This window comes from Pseudomonas sp. BF-RE-22 (assembly GCF_019956155.1).
Taxonomy (GTDB): domain Bacteria; phylum Pseudomonadota; class Gammaproteobacteria; order Pseudomonadales; family Pseudomonadaceae; genus Aquipseudomonas; species Aquipseudomonas migulae.
Map to the genome: position 1 here is coordinate 57,452 of NZ_JAHBDD010000006.1, position 18,003 is coordinate 75,454.

An 18,003-nucleotide genomic window follows, 5' to 3' on the forward strand; every position below is an offset into this window, starting at 1 on the left:
TTCACTCAGTTATTTATTGATTTTTCTGTCTTATTTGCGTTTAGATTTGCTTTGAAGTAAGTCATGAAATCTTGTCCTGAGCGAAGGCCTTCTCGATCTTGGCGCTTTGCTCTTTCAAAGCTTGGCTCGGCTTGGCCCATTGCTCAAACGGTAAAGGTTTAGACCACTCAGCAATGGATTCAGGTAGAGACTTCATGCTGAAACGATGGTCCCATTCCGCTACCCAGTACGGAAAACGCCACCAGGTGATCAGGTGTGTCAGGTACCACCAGCCAACGCCTAAAGCGGAACGCTCGTTGTGCTGGTATTCCTCATGCATGTCTTGTCGTTCTTTATCGAAGGTGTGACGACCCTCGTAGGGGGCTTTGCCGGGGCAGAACTCTGGACCTTTTTCCATGTAGATACGTATGGCCTCCCATTTGCCCAAGCCATGGATGGCTGTTGCTACGCCTTGGTTTACAAAATGGACTTTGTCGGACTTGGGATCGTCGAAGGCCATGCCAAAGGTGTAAGTGCTGATGATGCCTTCGCCGGTTGAACCGGTACTGACTGAGAGCCAGGCGACCAGTTCTTCCCATGGCTGGATGACGGGTACGTCGGAGTTGTTGGGGAAGAAACAGACTTCGCGGCGTTGGCGGTTGAAGCGGATGGGGCGGGTGCGGGATTTGGTGAGTGTGGAGCTGATGACAACATAACAGCCGATAATGGCAAATGCCGCGCCGCCCCAACCGGAAATCCACAGACCAAATTCAAAAAACTCGCTGAAATACCATGAGAAGTTACGTCCAAAAGGGTTGTTGAATGTTGATAATCCCATAATTGTAGGTAGGGCCAGCAGGCAAGAAACTATGAAACCCATGCACAGACCAATCATTGCTCTGGCTTGAAATGCTTTACCAAAACTGCTGCTGCCAATGTCCAGATATATGTCATTTACCTCAACAATGCTCCCACCCAAATCCGAGGGTATTTGTCCGGTTGGCACCGGCAGAGGCGATAAAAACGAAGCTTCTCCAGCGGCAAAACGTCGGGACTCGCCAGCGACAGGACGCTGATTGCTCAAGTCTCGCCAATCACCGGGCTGTATGATCTCTACGCTCATAATGCCGAACTTTCCGCAGATTCTCTTGCCTCGGTTTTGCTGAGGTTGGCCTTGAAGTACGTCATGAAATCCTGTCCTTGAGCAAAGGCTCTTTCAATCTTCGCGCTTTGCTCGTTCAAAGCTGAGCTCGGTTTGGCCCATTGCTCAGACGGTAAGGGTTTGGACCACTCAGCAATCGAGTTAGGTAGGGACTTCATGCTGAAACGATGATCCCATTCCGCTACCCAGTACGGAAAACGCCACCAGGTGATAAGGTGTGTCAGGTACCACAAGCCAACTCCGAAAGCGGAACGCTCGTTGTGCTGGTATTCCTCGTGCATGTCTTGTCGTTCTTTATCGAAGGTGTGACGACCCTCGTAGGGTGCTTTGCCAGGGCAAAACTCTGGACCTTTTTCCATGTAGCTTCGCATGGCTTCCCATTGTCCTAGCCCATGAAACGGAGACGGAACAGTATCGTTAATGTAGTAGGCTACCCCATTGGCTTTATCTTCTATGGCTATTCCAAGGGTAAAGGTTTTAACGACTCCAACTCCGGTTGTGCCTGTTCCTATCGATAGCCAGGCTATCGTTTCTTCCCAAGGGCGAATTATAGGTGTATCCGACTTTTCTGGGATGTAGCAAACTTCACGCCGTTGGCGATTAAACCGAACTGGAGTTGTTTTTGATTTTTTGATGGTTGTGCCAGTTATTACGTAAATCGCAATTAAAGCGGTGGCTCCTGTTAGTCCAAGTGCCATATAGAATGCATAATCCAATACGACTTCTGCTCTAGACCAGAAGGTTACTCCGTAGGGGTTTCCCCACGCTGTTGTACCCGCTAGAAGCGGCGCAAATATAAAAAAGAAAAATGCAATGAACATGGTGTTAGCTATCATGATTCGCGCTTGAAGCGCTTTTCCGGAATTACTGGTTCCGATGTCAAGATAGGTGTCATTGACTTCGATAAATTTTCCACCTATATCCACCGGTAATTGACCGGTAGGGACTGGCAATGGTGAAAGAAACAATGCCTCTCCCGTGACAAAGCTCCGAGTTTCACTAGCGACAGGGCGCTGCTGTTTAATATCGAACTCGTTGTGCTGCGCAGAGATAGGTATCATTCGGAAATCCATAAAGGGTGTTCGGCCTAGGAAGCGTCCACTGTGGGCTCTTGAGCCGGTTCGGAAAATTTCACCTTGAAGTAATCCAGCAGGTTCTGGCCTTTCGCAAATGCTTTTCGGATCTCAGCACTTTCCTTCAACAACTCATCGCTAGGTACCGCATGTTCTTCAATAGGACGTGATAGTGACCAATCCAGAACTTCCTTGGGGAATCCTGCTTTGGGGCGGTTATTGATCCAGGCCGCGATGTAGCAGGGTATCGTCCAACCACTGAAAAACTGAACTGTCAAAAATCCCCATACATATCGAAGGAATGAATGATGAGAGCGATATCCTTGTCTACACATATGGAAATAGGCGACTGAACCTGCTTCGAATTCATCCGATTGCCCCATGGGTAATGCTTGAACCCCTTCCTCCATGTAGACACGTATGGCCTCCCATTCAGCTATGGCTTGGTTCAAATTTTCACTTGGAACACTGACCCAAAGCACATCGCCATTTTTGTCACGAAGTCCGATAATTAGTTTGAATTCGGGGATTACAGCATATTGAGTGATCAGTTTGCTAACTGAAACGCTTGCAATTACTTCTTCCCACGGAACATAACGAGGGGGCATTCCTTTCTTGGGAACAAAAACAACTTCCCGGCGCTGGCGATTGAAGCGTATTGGAGGTTGATTGCTGACTTGGCGAATTGCAAAGAAAAACACGAAAAGGTAAAGAGTGGCAAGCGCACCCACAAAACCCCAAACCGCAATGCTTGTAAAAAAATCCAGCCAGCTACTCCAGAATGGCTCTACATCTCTTCTTATCCAAGATCCAAGCCCTGTTGTAAAAAAAAGAAAAATCAACAGGAACATCACCGCCCCGATTCCAGCTCGGGTCATAAACTCAAAGCTTCCTCGAGAAATAGCAAAGTCTAAAAAAACTTCATTGGCATAGCGGTGCAGCTGGCGCGAACTGAAGGGCAGCACTCCGGTAGGTACCGGTTTTGGTGATAAATAAACTATCTCAGTACCTGGTTCTCTCTCGATATCGCCTGCATGAGGCAACCGGTCGTATTTATTCTTCAAGGGACAGGACTCGTCAGGTGGTGGATTCGGGCTCTTGAATCGGTTCTGCAAATTTCACCTTGAAGTAATCCAGCAGGTTTTGCCCTTTGGCAAAGGCCTTCTGGATTTCAGCGCTTTCCTCGAGTAACGCTTCGCTTGGCACAGCGTGTTGCTCGACGTTGAGAGGTCTTGACCACTCTAGGACTTCTTTAGGGAAGGCGGCTTTTGGCCGGTTGTTGACCCAACCAGAGATATAGCACGGCAAAGTCCAGCCGCTGAAAAATTGAATGACCAGAAAACCCCCTACGTAGCGTAGAACTGAGTGATCCGCGCGGTAGCTACGTCGACACAAGTGGAAAAAGGGAACGCTGCCTTCTTCAAACTCTTCCGTTTCATCAGATGGCAGCGCGAAACTTCCCACTTCCATGTACATGCGGATCGCCTCCCATTCGGACACGGCCAGACTCAAACTGCTGCTCGGCACTACGGACCACAAGACATCGCCACTGGCGCTATCACGCAAACCGATCATTAGCTTGTATTCGGGCATCACCGCATGTTGAGTAATAAGCTGACCCGCGGATACACAAGCGATTGCCTCCTCCCAAGGGACATAGCGTGGCGCGGCCCCCTTTTTTGGTACGAACACAACCTCACGGCGTTGTCGGTTAAAGCGGATAGGGGGGTGAACAGTGATCTGGCGGACTGCATAACAAAATATACAAACGTAAACGGCGGAAAGGCACCAGATGAATCCCTGGACGTAGGCGTTTGTAAAAAAATCTATCCAACTGGTCCAGAAAGGCTGAACGTCTCTTCTCAGCCACGAGCCAATACCTGATACAAAAAGGAAGAAGAGGGTGATGAACATTACCGAACCGATGCCTGCACGAGCCATGAACTCGAAATTTGCACGGTCGACTGCAAAGTCCAGAAAGACATTGTTGGAGTCACGATGCAGCTGGCGAGCACTGAAAGGCGGCAGACCTGTAGGGACGGGCCTAGGTGATAGGTAGACAATCTCTGTGCCGGATTCACTTTCAAAGTCTCCAGCATGAGGTAGTCGGTCATATTTATGGTTCAAGGACGCGGCTCATCGTTTTCACTCAGTTATTTATCGATTCTTCTGTCTTGTTTTCATTTAGGTTCGCCTTGTAGTACGTCATGAAATCTTGTCCCTGAGCAAAAGCCTTCTCGATCTTGGCGCTTTGCTCTTTCAGCGCCTGACTCGGCTTGACCCACTGCTCAGGCGGTAGAGATTTTGACCATTCAGCAATGGAGTTAGGTAGGGACTTCATACTGTAGCGATGGTCCCATTCCGCTACCCAGTACGGAAAGCGCCACAGGGTGATTAGATGGTAAAAGTACCACCAACCAACTCCAAGCGCGGAGCGGTCACCTTCGCAGTATTCCTGACTAATGGTTTCACGTTGTTGATCGAATGTGTGTCGACCTTCATATGGCGCCTTGCCAGGGCAAAATTGCGGCCCTTTTTCCATGTAGATACGTATTGCTTCCCACTTGCTTAATGCATGGGTCGGCGTCATAACTTGTTGGTTTACGAAGTGCACTTTATTACGTTTTTTGTCGTCGAATGCCATTCCAAAAGTGTAATTGCTCATGACGCCTACACCTGTAACACCCGTGCTGACGGAAAGCCATGAGACCATTTCTTCCCATGGCTGGATGACCTGCTCGTCGGACCCGTTGGGAAAGAAGCAAACCTCACGTCGTTGTCGATGGAAGCGGACTGGACGGCTACGAGTTTTATTAAAAGTACTGCTGAGAATTACGTAAATCCCCATAGCTGAGAAACCCAATGCCCCCCACGTAGCAAATTCCAATCCTGGAAAGAAAAACTCTAAAAAATTATCTGAAAAGCTTCGGCCATAAGGATCCCCAAAAGATGTTAGGCCAATGATAAGGGGGCCGATTATAACGCATGTGATTATAAAAGCCATGACGAGTCCAATCATTGCTTGTGTTTGAAATGCCTTGTTGAAATTACTGCTTCCAATGTCGAGATAAGCTTCATTGATTTCTATGAAGCCTCCATCTAAGTCCATTGGGGCGTCGCCAGTAGGGACGGGGAGGGGAGCCAAAAATACGGCCTCGCCCGTCGCAAACTTACGCACTTCTCCGGCTGTCGGGCGTTGAAGTTTTATATTGATTTCTTCGATTGTGTCATTGTCAGGTGCTGGCATCAGATTACCCGGATGTTTGAGATTGGGTGGGTGTGTTTAGATAGTCATGGCTTATGAGTGCCCAAGGAGAAGTTTATAAAAAAATCTATCCAGCTGGTCCAGAAAGGCTGAGCGTCTCTTCTCAGTCACGAGCCAAAACCTGATACAAAAAGGAAGAAAAGGGTGATGAGCATTACCGAGCCGATGCCTGCACGAGCCATGAACTAGAAATTTGCACGCCCGACAGCTAAGTCCAAATAAACGTCGTTGGTGTCTCTATGTAATTGCCTTGAAGTGATATGCCAGTAGGTATAGGTCGAGGTGCTCAGTAGGCGACCTCTGTGCCGGATTCACTTTTAAAGTCTACGGCATGAGGTAGTCAGTCGTATTTATGCTTCAAGGATGCGGCTCATCGTTTCCATTCAGTTATTTATCGATTCTTCTGTCTTATTTGCGTTTAGATTTGCCTTGAAGTAAGTCATGAAATCCTGTCCCTGAGCGAAGGCCTTCTCGATCTTGGTGCTTTGCTCTTTCAAAGCTTGGCTCGGCTTGGCCCATTGCTCAGACGGTAAAGGTTTAGACCACTCAGCAATGGATTCAGGTAGAGACTTCATGCTGAAACGATGGTCCCATTCCGCTACCCAGTACGGAAAACGCCACCAGGTGATCAGGTGTGTCAGGTACCACCAGCCAACGCCTAAAGCGGAACGCTCGTTGTGCTGGTATTCCTCATGCTTGTCTTGTCGTTCTTTATCGAAGGTGTGACGACCCTCGTAGGGTGCATTGCCAGGGCAGAACTCTGGACCCTTTTCCATGTAGATACGTATGGCTTCCCACTTGCCTAGTCCATGAATAGGAGTCATGACCTCTTGTGTAAGAAAGTGCACCGTATCGGCCTAGGGATTATCAATGGCCATGCCAAAGGTGTAGCTACTGATTACGCCTACTCCTGTAAACGCGGTGCTGACTGAGATCCACGCAACCGTGTCTTCCCAAGGCTGGATCACTGGTTCTTTGGAACCATCCGGGAAGTAACAGACCTCTCGGCGTTGACGGTTAAATCGAATAGGTCGGGTACGGGCTTTGGCCGAGCACCGTCACGGTCAACGTGATAAACCGCTACACCCTCTTTGGTACGCGCTTCTTGAATGATATAGTTCAAAGTCATGCTATGTACTTAATTTCAATGGCGGGTAAGGTTACTCCCTCCATTGGTGAATAGGGAGGTTTACCGCTAATACTGCTTTGCTCTCCCGTATTTTATGTCTATCCATGTGGTGGGTTGTCAGTTTTTTCAAACACTTAGGAGCCAAGTCTCACACTGTTGCAGCTTTTCGTTGTCGTTCATTGTGTGAGATATCTTTTTATCGATTTCATTGAATTTATTGGGTTCGTTTTCTTGATAAAACATCAGCCAGCCGTCTCTGCCATCGTGCTCTATCATGTATTTTTTTTCACCTTTTCGAACGTTTAGTGACCAAGAAGAAAAGAAGTCTGGATGGTCTGAAAATACCGTTACGGTAAATCCGGAGCGACTTGCCATGTCATATAAATCAGTTTGTTTCATTTGTGGCCTCCTAGGCATGCATGTCAGATAAATTTTACTGGCTTTTTTCGAAGTTACCTTTGGCGCTACTAAAGACTTGAGTGCCGCCCCCTGATGACGGTTGTGTCATACCTTTTACAGACCAAGTATCATCAATCGGTTTGGCTGTCGATTTCAGGACGGGGGTTTTTGCAGTCGTTCGATAAATGCCTTGTAGTTTTAGTTCCACCGTGCCTGCTGCACGATTATCTCCGAGTGGGCCAATGCCAAGCTCTGATGGGGTTGTAGTTGGATTCAGAGAATAATAATTTCCTTGTGGGGCTCCAGGTGACTGGAATTGGTAAACAGTTTTTCCTCGATTCAACGTCTCTACATTTACTGGCTGATTAAAGTCGATACCGTTCAAGTGACCCGGAATGCTCATTTCATCAAAACCTTGTGTTCGATAGAACTCTGTAGCGGTCTCTTTTCTTCCACGAGCATTGATATCGTTATTGATATCTCCTGTCCGGCCGTACTTTTGATTCAGTTCAGCTCGCCTATCATTTGGGCAGTCGCTGGGGACGCAGCTTAACCCCAACGGATCCACCCATCCAGTAGGGTTAGGCACGTACTGGTAGTTGTTCAACCCACCCGCAAGCTTGATCGGGTCCGGCGTCAGAAACCGTCCAGTGCCCGGATTGTAGTAGCGATGCCGGTTGTAATGTAAGCCCGTCTCCGCGTCGAAGTACTGCCCCTGAAAGCGCAGCGGGTTGTCGATTTCGGCGATGTCGAGGGCGGCGAGGTTGCCGTAGGCGCGGTATTTCGCCGACCACATGATTTCGCCGCTGTAGTCGGTAAGTTCCTGAGGAGTGCCGAGGTGGTCGAGTTGGTAATAGAACGGTTCGGCTTTGAGCGGACCTTCGCCATCGAGCATCGCCAAGGGACGGAAGGTGCCCGGTTCGTAGAGGTAGCTGCGATAACGGTTGTCGGCGCTTTCGGCGATGAGACGTTCGCCTTGCCACAGGAATTCGGTGGTGTGGCCATCGACGGTTTTGGCGATACGTCGACCGAAGGCGTCGTACTGGTAGCTTGCGATGCTGCCGCCGGGGAGACTGACGCCGATTAGGCGATGTTGGCAGTCGTAACGGTACTCGGTGACGAGTTTCTGCCCGGTGCCGCGGCGTTCGCGAATCAGGTTGCCGTGGGCGTCGTAGTCGTAGTGGCGGTCGCCCTGCATCAGCAAGCGGTTGCCTTTGACGTTGGCCAGGTTCGCGGTTGGCTGGTCGCCTTGGCCAAGCAGGTTGCCTGCCGGGTCGTGGGCGAAGCTTTCCGGGGTGGTGCCACGGACGTTGATCAGGCGGTCAAGCGGATCGTAGTGATAGCTGCGGTTGCCTTTGCGGCTGTCGTCGATGTCGGCGAGGTTGCCGTTGGCATCGTAGGCGTAGCGGCGACGGAAAAGGTTACGGTCTTGCTGGCTGACGCTGTGGGCTTGCAGTCGGCCTTGTTCGTCGTACTGGTATTGGCTGAGCAGCAGACCTTGTTGGCGCTGCTGTTCGCGACCGGCACTGAACTGGTGCGTGGTGAGACGCGAGCCGTTGAGGTCGATGCTGCTCAGGCGACCGCCGGCCTGGTGACGGTAGTCGAGTTTGCTGCCGTCGGGGAGACGGCAGTGACTCAGTTGGCCGAGATTGTCGTATTCATAACGCGTGGTGCCCCAGCCTTGGTGTTCGGTGATCAGGCGATCTTGCAGGTCATATTCGTAGGCGAGGGGCCAGTGGCCGTCGTCGACGCTGACGAGGCGGCCGATAGCATCGTAGCTGTAGTGAATTTCCTCACCGTCGGCCAGGGTTTTCACCAGCAAGCGGCCTGCGGCATCACGCTGGTATTCGGTGACCAGCTCACTGCCGTCGTCGCCGAATTCGGTTTTCTTCAGCAGTTGGCCGTTGAGATCGTATTCGTAGGCGGTCCGGCGACCGTCGAAACCGGTTTCCTGCTGGATCAGGCCGTTAGCGTAGTAATCGAGGTGGTACTGCTCGCCGCGTTCGTTTTCGATGTCACTGAGCAGCAGGCGCGAGTTGTCGTAGCGGTAGTGCAGTTGACTGCCATCTGGATTAATACGACGGCTGACCAGGTGCAGGCCGTCGGCGTATTCGTAGCGGGTGACGCGGCCCAACTCATCACGCTCTGCGGTGACTTTGCCGTAGGCGTTATAGGTGAACGCGCGGGTTGCACCGCCGGGCAGAGTGATTTGCGCGAGACGGTTGGCGGCGTCCCATTGGTATTGAGTGATCGCGCCTCTTTCGTCCTGACGAGTGATCTGCCGACCCAATGCGTCATAGCGGTACTTGCGCTGGCCACCATCTGGTAGCTGTTCTTCGAGCAGTTGGCCGAGATTGTTCCAGCCCAGTTGATGACGGCTGCCATCCGGATGACGGATTTCCAGCAGACGGCCTTGGCGGTTGTAGCTGTAGTGCGTTGAGTTGCCATCCGGGTCGACTTGTTCGGTGATGTCGCCCTGATCGTTGCGCCAGTAAGTCCACTTCGCCGGGCCACGGTTCACCACACGGACGTAGCCGTGGTAGTACTCGTAAGTGGTGGGGGCGTCTTCTGGCGGAATCACCGCAACCAGTCGACCGGCTTCGTTGTACTGGTATTCGATGACTGCGCCGAGTGGGTCTTTTTCGGCGATCAGGCGGCCCTTGTCATCGTATGCCTTGAGGTGTTCAGCACCATCCGGATCGACTTTGGCGACCAGTCGAGCCTGATCGTCGTGGGTGTAGACCTCTTCGCTGCCGTCAGCGTTGGTCACCGTCACGCTACCCTTGTCATCCCAGGCGTAGTGCGCGTCCATCTGCGAGAAGCTTGCCCAGTGATGGACGCAGCGTGCCGACTTGCCTTCCTTTTCCCATTCCCAAAAGAAACTCGCACCGCCAGCCAGTTGCCGCTCAAGAATCACGTTCTGATCATTGTAGGCGTAGCGCTCGGCTTCGCCGGCGGCGTTCTTCGCCTCGATTAGGCGTTGCTGTGCGTCGTAGCGGTAGGTGACCAGAGTCTGGACGGTGCTCCAGGCATCTTCCAGGTTGTCCGCCGGGCTGAACTGCTGGTAGTCGATGGCGATGATGTGTTTGCGATCGTAACGCACGAAGAGGGCACGACCGGCGCCGTTATCGACACGTTTAATTCGCCCGTGAATGTCACGGGTGATGTGCAGGCGGTTGTCGTAGTTGTCGCTGATGGCGATCAGCGTCGCACCTTTGCTGTTGTAGCGGAAATGGTAGAACTGCTTGCGCTCGCCGGCCTGCGTGAGGACCAGCTCGGAAGGGTCATCGCCGATGAAAATGGCCGCTTCCGAGAGGCTGTTGGTGATCGCCGGACGTTGCACGCTCGGCAGTGGGAGCGTAGTGACGCGGTTCTCGTGGTCGGTCCAGATGACTTCGTCTTCGTTGATGTCAACGCGTTGCGCCAAGGCATGGCTCCAGCCGTAACCTAGGCCGCAATCGATTTCTGCGGCGCTGGTGCGATAGAGTCGCGTCCAGCTGAAGGGCAACAAACCGTCGAGCTCGCCATCCGTCAGGGTCAGCAGTTCTTCGCCCGTGACCATCGATACAGGGCAACCATTGGTGCAGGTCTTCTTGGCACAAGCGGCACTTTTATCGTCAGGTGTCTTTGACTGAGTCGAAACGTCGTCGACTTTTTCCTTTGGTGTGAGGGTGGTCTGTTTTTCTTTCTTGCCACGCGGAAACGAAGAAGCATCTTTGACTTCTTGTTTCGGCGTATCCGTGGTTTTCGGTACCTGATTTTTAGAGCCGCTGGCGGCAGCCTCGTCGATTTTAATCGCCGCCGTTTTGGTCGGCTTCATCGGCACATTTCTGGCGCTGGCAATTAACGGTTTCGACGTTTCAGCGTGTGCCGGCAGGCTGTGTTTGCCGCTCAACGTCATCAGTTTCGCGGCTAGCTCTTCAAGGTATTTGATGGCTGTACCGGACTTGACGGTAGACAGGGCTTTGGTGCCCACCCGCACCGCGATCCCCGCACCGCCCGTGAGGCAAATACCCAGCACCACGTTGATCAGAAACTCCGCTGCAATTGCCGTCACCACGTCAACAATGACCTGCGGAGGCAGCATGCCGACCCAGGCGACAATTGCCGAAACATAGATAAACATCAGTGGTTCGTCACTGAGGATCAACAGGCCTGAAGCAATGGTTTCCTTGGAGGCGGCATAGAGCTTGTCGATCTCGACATCCGACAAGTATTTGCGCAGCTTTTCGAGGTTTTCCTTTGGATGTGCGAGCAGTTCGAACAGGCTCTTAATGTCGTCCCACAGCCTGAGCAACGCTTTCTCCAGGCCATCCATCGCTTGTTTCAACAGAATGACCGAACGGCCCATGCGGTCAGCCGCCGAGTAGCTTGCCCACTGCGGCTGAAACTTGCCCGACCACTCACTTTGCAGCCAGCCCTCGAGATTGCCGATTACGCCCTGATACGAGTCGTAGAGCGCTTTGACGTTGCTCTGGGAAACGTTAGGAAAAAAGGTGATGCGGTACATCTGGCCTTTCTTGCAACCGTCGATCACCTTGATGCCGCTGGGACCGATAGTTGTTTCAATGACAGGACCGGTGACGTCGTCGTAGAGCGTACCTTTGGTGACGGGTTCCAGTTTCACTGGCGTGTTGCCGATGGGGACGAAACGCGCCGACTCGAACATATGGATCAGTGTGAAGTCGCCCGCCAGGGGGCAGGTCGCATAGGTCTGGACCGCACCGGTTTTAGTCTTGCGTTTGGTGACGCTGACTTCATTGCCGACTTTGAAGGTCTGGTCGACATCCAGTGCCCAACCGGTCAGGAAGCCATCCGCCCAGTCCTTGTAGTCGCTCAGGCAATTCTTGAAGTCTTTGAGAATCAGGTTCACGTCAGGCGTTTTGGCGTCCAATACGCGCAGGACCAAGGTACCAATCGGGGTATTCATGACGTGACTTCCTTTGTCAGCTGAGCAGCAAGATGCTCTGCCATATCTTCTGTGTTGGGTTGTTGGCGAACGAAGCGCTCGACCTTGTGGCGCAAGTTACTTTCGGGGAAAGCGAAGAACAGTTCCGGGCAGTCCTCGCCCAGCCACTGCATCAGGTTGTCGACGACGGTGTTCCAGTCTTTTTTCGCCAGCGTATCGAGCAGCTTCTGTGGCACTTCCCACCACGGCCATTCCTTTGCTGGAGGTACCGACCTCGGTCCTACCGTCAGGTTCTGCCCATTGATCAAGTACCGGTCGAACACGGGCAACACCTCGCCAGCGCTGGCACCCAGACCTTCAAGAATCGGGTAAATATGCCGTCCGTCCCAGAACCTTAAAAACACCTCGGTACCATCGGGTGTACGTACTTGAGTCAGGCTGCGCAGATGTTCGAACACCACGTCCGGCGTGCTGGTGGACACCGCCAGCCAACCCCAATCCTGAGCATCCGTTTCGGTAATCCACTGCAAAAAACCGGCATTTGGCATCAGCTCAGCGAGATAGGGCATCACTGGCTGCCAATCGGCATATGGCGTGCCGCTCCAGATAGGCATCAGTTCCGTTGCCATGTCTTGCTGGTAGAAGGCCTTGAGCGGTTCGGCATCGCTGGCCGCACTGACAATCAGATAGAGACGCTCAGCAGCTTGCAACGGCCGTTCAGCCAACCACGCCTGCGGATTCAACAGATCAGATTGCACAAGCACCTGCCTTGCACTTCTCGCACTCTTCACAGAACGGCGCATTGCGTTTCAGCGTATTAATCTGCGCCGGACTCAGGACCGCGCCAGCCTTATCGGCATCCGCCTGTTTCAGCACGCCGGGCAACAACGGCGCCGCCCCCGTCCCGCTGCCCGGTCCGCCACCGGAGTTCATGTTGATCGCCGGCCCGCTCAGGGTGACGCCACCTGCATCGATCTTGATGAAGCTGCCGCCGCCGATCAGGGTCAGTTCGCTGCCGGCTTCGAGCACGATTTTCATGCCGCTGCTCAGGTGGATTTCCTGGCCCGCGTCGATGAATTGCCCGGTGCCGATCTTGATGTGCTGGTTCACGCCCACGGTCAGGTGGTCGTTGGCGCGGGCTTCGACTTTGCGGTCTTCATAAACGGTGTGGTGTTCTTCGGCCTTGAATTCGCTGTAGCTGTTCTTCTCCACGGTGTCGTGGCGTTCGTTGCCGACGCGGATCTTCTGGTCGTGTTCGACGTTTTCGTCCCAGTCGCGCTGGGCGTGGAGGAAGATCTGTTCCTGGCCTTTCTTGTCTTCGATGCGCAGTTCGTTGAAGCCTGCGCCACCCGGCGAACTCAGGGTTTTGAAGGTGGTGCGGGTCTTGTTCGCCGGCAGGGCGTACGGGACGACGTTTTCCTTGTGGTACAGGCAGCCGCTGATCAGCGGTTGGTCGGGGTCGCCTTCGAGGAACGTGACGAGCACTTCCATGCCGATTCGCGGGATGGCGATGCCGCCGTAGTGCGCACCGGCCCACGCAGAGGAGACGCGCAGCCAGCAGCTGGTCTTGTCGTCGGCCTGACCTTCGCGGTCCCAGTGGAATTGCACTTTGACGCGGCCGTACTGATCACAGTGGATTTCTTCACCTTTTGGCCCGGTGACCACGGCGCTCTGGCTGCCGAGAATGCGCGGTTTCTTCTGCGTCAGCGGCGGGCGGTTCGGCACGTCCCACGGGGTGGCCTGGAAGCGGTTGCGATAACCCTGATGGAAGTCGTCTTTCAGGTTGGTCGTGCTGCTGGTGACCGACTCTTCCAGCACTTGCGGCTGTTTGCCTTCGTGCAGGACTTCGGTGAGCAGCCACAGGTCGTTCCATTTAGCTTTCGGGTGTTGGGTCAGGGCCAGGAAATGGCCACTGACCAGCAACGGCTGATCGCTTTTGCCTTCGCCCAGCTGGAAGTCGCTGCGGTGACGTTCGAGGGCACGTTTGGCCAGGTGCTTGCCGCGTTCGCGGTCGATGAAGCGACCAGGGTAGTCGTAGTCTTCGAGGTCGGGCAGGGCGTCGCCACGGTGTTCGCTTTCGAGGTTGATGCGCGGTTTTTCGAAGTCGTAGTCGCGGCGGGTGATGCGGCTGGTGCGGGTTTCCAGGCGCAGGTCGAAGCGCTTGATCACCGGGTCGCTGGCGACCATGCCGGAATCTTGCTGATAGGCCACGGGCGCGAGTTTCGGGAACACCGTCTGGTCATCGCCGAACACCAGTTTGTGGGCTGTGGCGCTGTGCTCGAAGTGGTAGTGGATACCTTCTTCCTCGCACAGGCGCTGGACGAATTGCAGGTCCGATTCATCGTACTGAACGCAGTAGATGCGCTCGGGATAAATCGCCCCGACTTTGAATTGGTAGGCATTGCTCTGGATGCCGTGCTCTTCGAGGACCAGACCGATGATTTTCGGTACCGTGAGGTTCTGGAAGATGCGCTGGTTGATGCGGTGCGCGAGGTAGGACAGTTGCGGGCGCAGGGTCACCGCGTAGCGGGTCAGGCGTTTGCCGGAATCACCCTGGGCGGCGCGATAGATCTGGCCATGGATGCCGCTGCCGTCGGGCGAGAGCTGCAAAAAGGCCGGTTTGTGCAGCAGGCTTTCGAGGTCCAGGGACGGCTTTTCACTGACCAGTTCCACCTCAAACACAAACGGCTGGCTGATGGCTTCCCGACCTTGCAGGGATAAAACCTGGAAGTCGCTGGAAAGACCTTCGATGGTCAGGGCAAAGTGAGTCTGATTGGCCGGCGCGAACATCCCTTGTTCCTCGTGCTGTGGAGCGGCGTTCGTCGACAACCGCAAAGCGGATCAACGCACGCGAAATTCTGGAGGGGCGTAAACAACATCGACCAGCAGAGCTGGCCGATGCTTGTAACGATCAGCCGTAATTAAACGACTGGAGCACGCCAGTCATCGGAACCCGAAGTACCGGATACTTCGTGGGTCCAGGTGATTTTGCGGTAGGTGAACTGCACTTCTTCCAGGTGGGTGAAGTGCGAGTTGCCTGGATCCTGGCAGTTGTGCATTTTGTTGTTGATGGCGACGATGATCGCGTCTTCCAGTTTGGTGGTGTAGTAGTGCTCTTGAGTACCTTGAGCCGAAGTACGGAACCACTGGATAACGATTTCGCTCATGCGCTCGCCGGAGGTCAGAGCCGCTTGCAGCAGAGGCGAAGCCTTGTCGTAGACCTTGGTGATCACGACTGGCTTGTGTACGCGCTGACCGGTCGGTTGGCCGGATTGCGGGTCACGCGGGATGATCACGTCGTGGCTGAAAGCCTGAACCATGACCTGGTCTTCGTGGCCTTCCTGGTAGGTGTTGCCAACGGAGTCGGCAGTGAAGGCGCCGGCAGTGATCAGGCCTTGTTTTTCGCCAGTGACGGACATGTACGCTGGTGTTGCCATGGATGCTCTCCTTGCTGAATAAATAAAGGTGCCCGGGAGGCGGTATCGCCCGGTGGGTGCATGACTGTTATCAAGGTCCGTGCCATAAACGATAAAAGCCATATAAAACAAAGCTTTGAGATGGTTTTGCGACTGTTTTTGAAACGCCGCGCAAGGATCTACGCGTAATGTGCGCAAGAACTTGCGCAGCACTGCGCAACTTCTTGCGCACTCGGCTGGAGGCCCTGATTAGCCGGATGTTGTGCAGTGAAACCGGAGGATTTGCTCGGTCGATTGCGCAACTTCTTGCGCATCAAGGCGGTTGGCCATCACTGAGAGAACCCGTGTAACAAGTGCAACGAACTGCGCAGCCGGGTGGTCAAAACTGCGCTGAGAAAACCGTACATTTCCCACATTCAAGGAGCGCGACATGAAAATCCTGATGGTTTTGACGTCCCACGATCAATTGGGCAATACCGGTAAGAAAACCGGCTTCTGGCTGGAGGAATTCGCGGCACCGTATTTCGCTTTCAAAGACGCCGGCGCTCAGCTGACGCTGGCGTCGCCCAAGGGCGGCCAGCCGCCACTGGACCCCAAAAGCGATGAGCCCGATGCGCAGACCGCTGCGACGGAGCGTTTTCGCAAGGATCCGGCGGCCCAGTCCGCATTGGCGTCCACCGCGTTGCTCGGCAGCGTGCGAGCCGAAGATTACGATGCGGTTTTCTATCCGGGCGGGCATGGCCCGTTGTGGGATCTGACTGAAGACAAGGTTTCGATCGCATTGATCGAGGCGTTTTACAAGGCGGGCAAGCCGGTTGCTTTGGTCTGCCATGCGCCGGGCGTGTTGCGTCACGTCAAGGGCGCGGATGGTCAACCGCTGGTCAAAGGCAAGCGTGTGACCGGTTTCACCAACTCCGAGGAGGAGGCGGTGCAACTGACCAATGTGGTGCCGTTTCTGGTGGAGGACATGCTCCAGGAGAAGGGCGGGATTTATTCCAAGGGAGATGACTGGGCGAGTTATGTGGTGACCGATGGTCTGCTGCTGACCGGGCAGAATCCGGCGTCGTCCGAGGCGGCGGCTGAAGCGCTGCTGGCGAAGCTGAAATAACCACGAACCTTGTAGGAGCCGGCTTGCCGGCGATAAGGCCCTGAAGAGCAATACAAGTCCAAGGGCCCCATCGCCGGCAAGCCGGCTCCTACAAGGGGGGATTAACGGAGCGTTGCGAAGCATTCCTCGATCGAGCGCCGTTGCGTCTCGGCATACAACCCCAACTCGTCGATGGTCGATCGTCCCAGGGCTTGCTCGAATGCTTGCTGGTTCGAATGCTCGCCGTAGTGGGTTTGCGCGGCATCCCCCAGGTTTGACTGGAAAATCCCCGCCGCGCTGACCGGCAGGAAATCTTCGTAAACCAGCGGTTCAACCCGCAAATAGCCATCGCTGAGCAGATCTTCTAGCGACAAGGATTTAAGCGCCTGCGCTCCTACGCCTTTCTCCGTCACGAAATAGCGAAAGTACGCCAGTTCCTGTAGGCGCATGCCCTCGACGGTGTCAGGGAATTCGCTGAAATGCTGCGTCATCAGCGCGTTATAGCGTGCGGCGTTGCCTTCGTTGGGGAAGTCCCCGAGTTCGTCGCGAGCAGCATTGAGCAAACGGTCATACAGCGCTCGTCCTTTAGGCGTGAGCGCCGCGCCGCGCTGCTCGATTTCACCGAAACGAGCGCTGTGGCTGCCGCGACTTTCGGCCTGATCGGTGAAGGCGACAGGCTCGTCCAGCGCCTTGAAACTGGTCTGACGCAACAGGATCGGGCACTGCCGGCGGGGCGGGCCTTCGATCACCGCTTTAGGGGTAATGCCGTGGGCCGGCATTTGCGCCTGCACGATGTCGATGTCCAGCGTGCGCGGCGTCAGGTGGTTGATGTGCGGCCCCTTGAACGCCACCACGTCGGCGATCAGGCGATGCTGAGCGCTGAGTTTCTGGTACTGCTCGGCGGTGACCGTCGCGCTGTGGTGCCAGCGGAAGGTTTCCAGCGCTTGCTCGACGAAGTCCTGGGCCTCGGGCTCGGTGAGGCCACCTTCGGTTTCGGCACGATCAATGAGGTTCAATGCTTTTGGCGTGAAGATCGAGCGCTTATTCAGCACCGATTGCGCAAAGGCGCGCAGCTCAAGGTCTTCGATCAATTCCAGACGCAGCAACGAGGTGAACACTCGAAACGGGCTGACCTGCAGTGCGGCTTCATGCACCGCGCGGAACGCCGTGGAATGCACCGGCACGCCGGCCGGGGTCAGGTCGTAATAGCCGACCGGTTGCATGCCCATCACCGCAAACAGCCGGGCGAGGGTGGCCAGTTCAGCGGCGGTGCCGACGCGGATGGCGCCATGACGCTCCAGGTCCAGACGCTGGATTTCACCGGTGCTGTTCAACTGCCGGGCGATCTGCGGGTCATTCTCCAGTACATGGCGGTTGGTCTGTTCCACCAGTTCCATCAGCGCGCCGTACAGCGGCACTTCTTCGCGGTACATGTCGGACATCGCTTTGGAGAAGCGTTGGCGGATCAGGTCAGGGCTGACAAAGCTCGGGTGGCTCATGAAAAAATTCCTGGCGCGGTGACGTAAAGGATGCGGAAAAGATCGCAGCCTTCAGCGCCGCCGACAAACGAAGAATCTTACGGAC

Annotated in this window: 13 protein-coding genes; 1 reads left to right on the top strand and 12 read right to left on the bottom strand. The window is 54.4% G+C overall.

Going from position 1 to position 18,003, the window contains the following annotated elements:
* Positions 1-61 precede the first annotated feature (61 nt).
* The 11 genes from KGA82_RS04260 to KGA82_RS04310 form a co-directional block, all read right to left on the bottom strand.
* Positions 62-1,102, bottom strand: coding sequence for a DUF6708 domain-containing protein (locus KGA82_RS04260; protein ID WP_317851270.1), 1,041 nt, complete (start codon positions 1,100-1,102; stop codon positions 62-64).
* Complete coding sequence (locus KGA82_RS04265; RefSeq protein ID WP_223449682.1) at positions 1,099-2,214, bottom strand: DUF6708 domain-containing protein; 1,116 nt, start codon at positions 2,212-2,214, stop codon at positions 1,099-1,101. The genes KGA82_RS04260 and KGA82_RS04265 overlap by 4 nt, the downstream gene beginning before the upstream one ends.
* Positions 2,215-2,228: 14 nt before the next feature.
* Entirely contained in the window at positions 2,229-3,278 is a 1,050-nt protein-coding gene (locus tag KGA82_RS04270; protein WP_223449683.1) for a DUF6708 domain-containing protein, read from the bottom strand.
* Between the two features lie 13 nt (positions 3,279-3,291).
* Complete coding sequence (locus KGA82_RS04275) at positions 3,292-4,341, bottom strand: hypothetical protein (protein WP_223449684.1); 1,050 nt, start codon at positions 4,339-4,341, stop codon at positions 3,292-3,294.
* Between the two features lie 22 nt (positions 4,342-4,363).
* Positions 4,364-5,461 carry a DUF6708 domain-containing protein gene (locus KGA82_RS04280; protein ID WP_317851271.1) on the bottom strand — a complete coding sequence of 366 codons (1,098 nt, stop codon included), beginning with the start codon at positions 5,459-5,461 and terminating at the stop codon, positions 4,364-4,366.
* A gap of 401 nt (positions 5,462-5,862) precedes the next feature.
* On the bottom strand, positions 5,863-6,303 hold the full coding sequence (locus KGA82_RS04285; RefSeq protein WP_223449685.1) for a hypothetical protein: 441 nt from the start codon (positions 6,301-6,303) through the stop codon (positions 5,863-5,865).
* A gap of 431 nt (positions 6,304-6,734) precedes the next feature.
* A complete protein-coding gene (locus KGA82_RS04290) occupies positions 6,735-7,007 on the bottom strand; it encodes a hypothetical protein (RefSeq protein WP_223449686.1) in 273 nt (90 codons plus the stop codon).
* A 34-nt stretch (positions 7,008-7,041) separates the two neighbouring features.
* Positions 7,042-11,937, bottom strand: a complete 4,896-nt coding sequence (locus KGA82_RS04295; protein WP_223449687.1) for a polymorphic toxin type 46 domain-containing protein — start codon at positions 11,935-11,937, stop codon at positions 7,042-7,044.
* Positions 11,934-12,719 carry a DUF4123 domain-containing protein gene (locus KGA82_RS04300; RefSeq protein WP_263290624.1) on the bottom strand — a complete coding sequence of 262 codons (786 nt, stop codon included), beginning with the start codon at positions 12,717-12,719 and terminating at the stop codon, positions 11,934-11,936. The genes KGA82_RS04295 and KGA82_RS04300 overlap by 4 nt, the downstream gene beginning before the upstream one ends.
* On the bottom strand, positions 12,664-14,706 hold the full coding sequence (gene tssI, locus KGA82_RS04305) for a type VI secretion system tip protein VgrG (RefSeq protein WP_223449688.1): 2,043 nt from the start codon (positions 14,704-14,706) through the stop codon (positions 12,664-12,666). Before tssI ends, KGA82_RS04300 begins: the two co-directional genes overlap by 56 nt.
* 131 nt (positions 14,707-14,837) lie before the next feature.
* A complete protein-coding gene (locus KGA82_RS04310; RefSeq protein WP_007919523.1) occupies positions 14,838-15,353 on the bottom strand; it encodes an Hcp family type VI secretion system effector in 516 nt (171 codons plus the stop codon).
* 409 nt (positions 15,354-15,762) lie between these two features.
* On the opposite strand from KGA82_RS04310, the gene KGA82_RS04315 reads away from it, so the two are divergent.
* On the top strand, positions 15,763-16,440 hold the full coding sequence (locus KGA82_RS04315) for a type 1 glutamine amidotransferase domain-containing protein (RefSeq protein WP_223449689.1): 678 nt from the start codon (positions 15,763-15,765) through the stop codon (positions 16,438-16,440).
* A gap of 101 nt (positions 16,441-16,541) precedes the next feature.
* Here the strand turns inward: KGA82_RS04315 and KGA82_RS04320 are convergent, their stop codons facing one another.
* Complete coding sequence (locus tag KGA82_RS04320; RefSeq protein ID WP_223449690.1) at positions 16,542-17,918, bottom strand: VOC family protein; 1,377 nt, start codon at positions 17,916-17,918, stop codon at positions 16,542-16,544.
* Between the last annotated feature and the right edge of the window lie 85 nt (positions 17,919-18,003).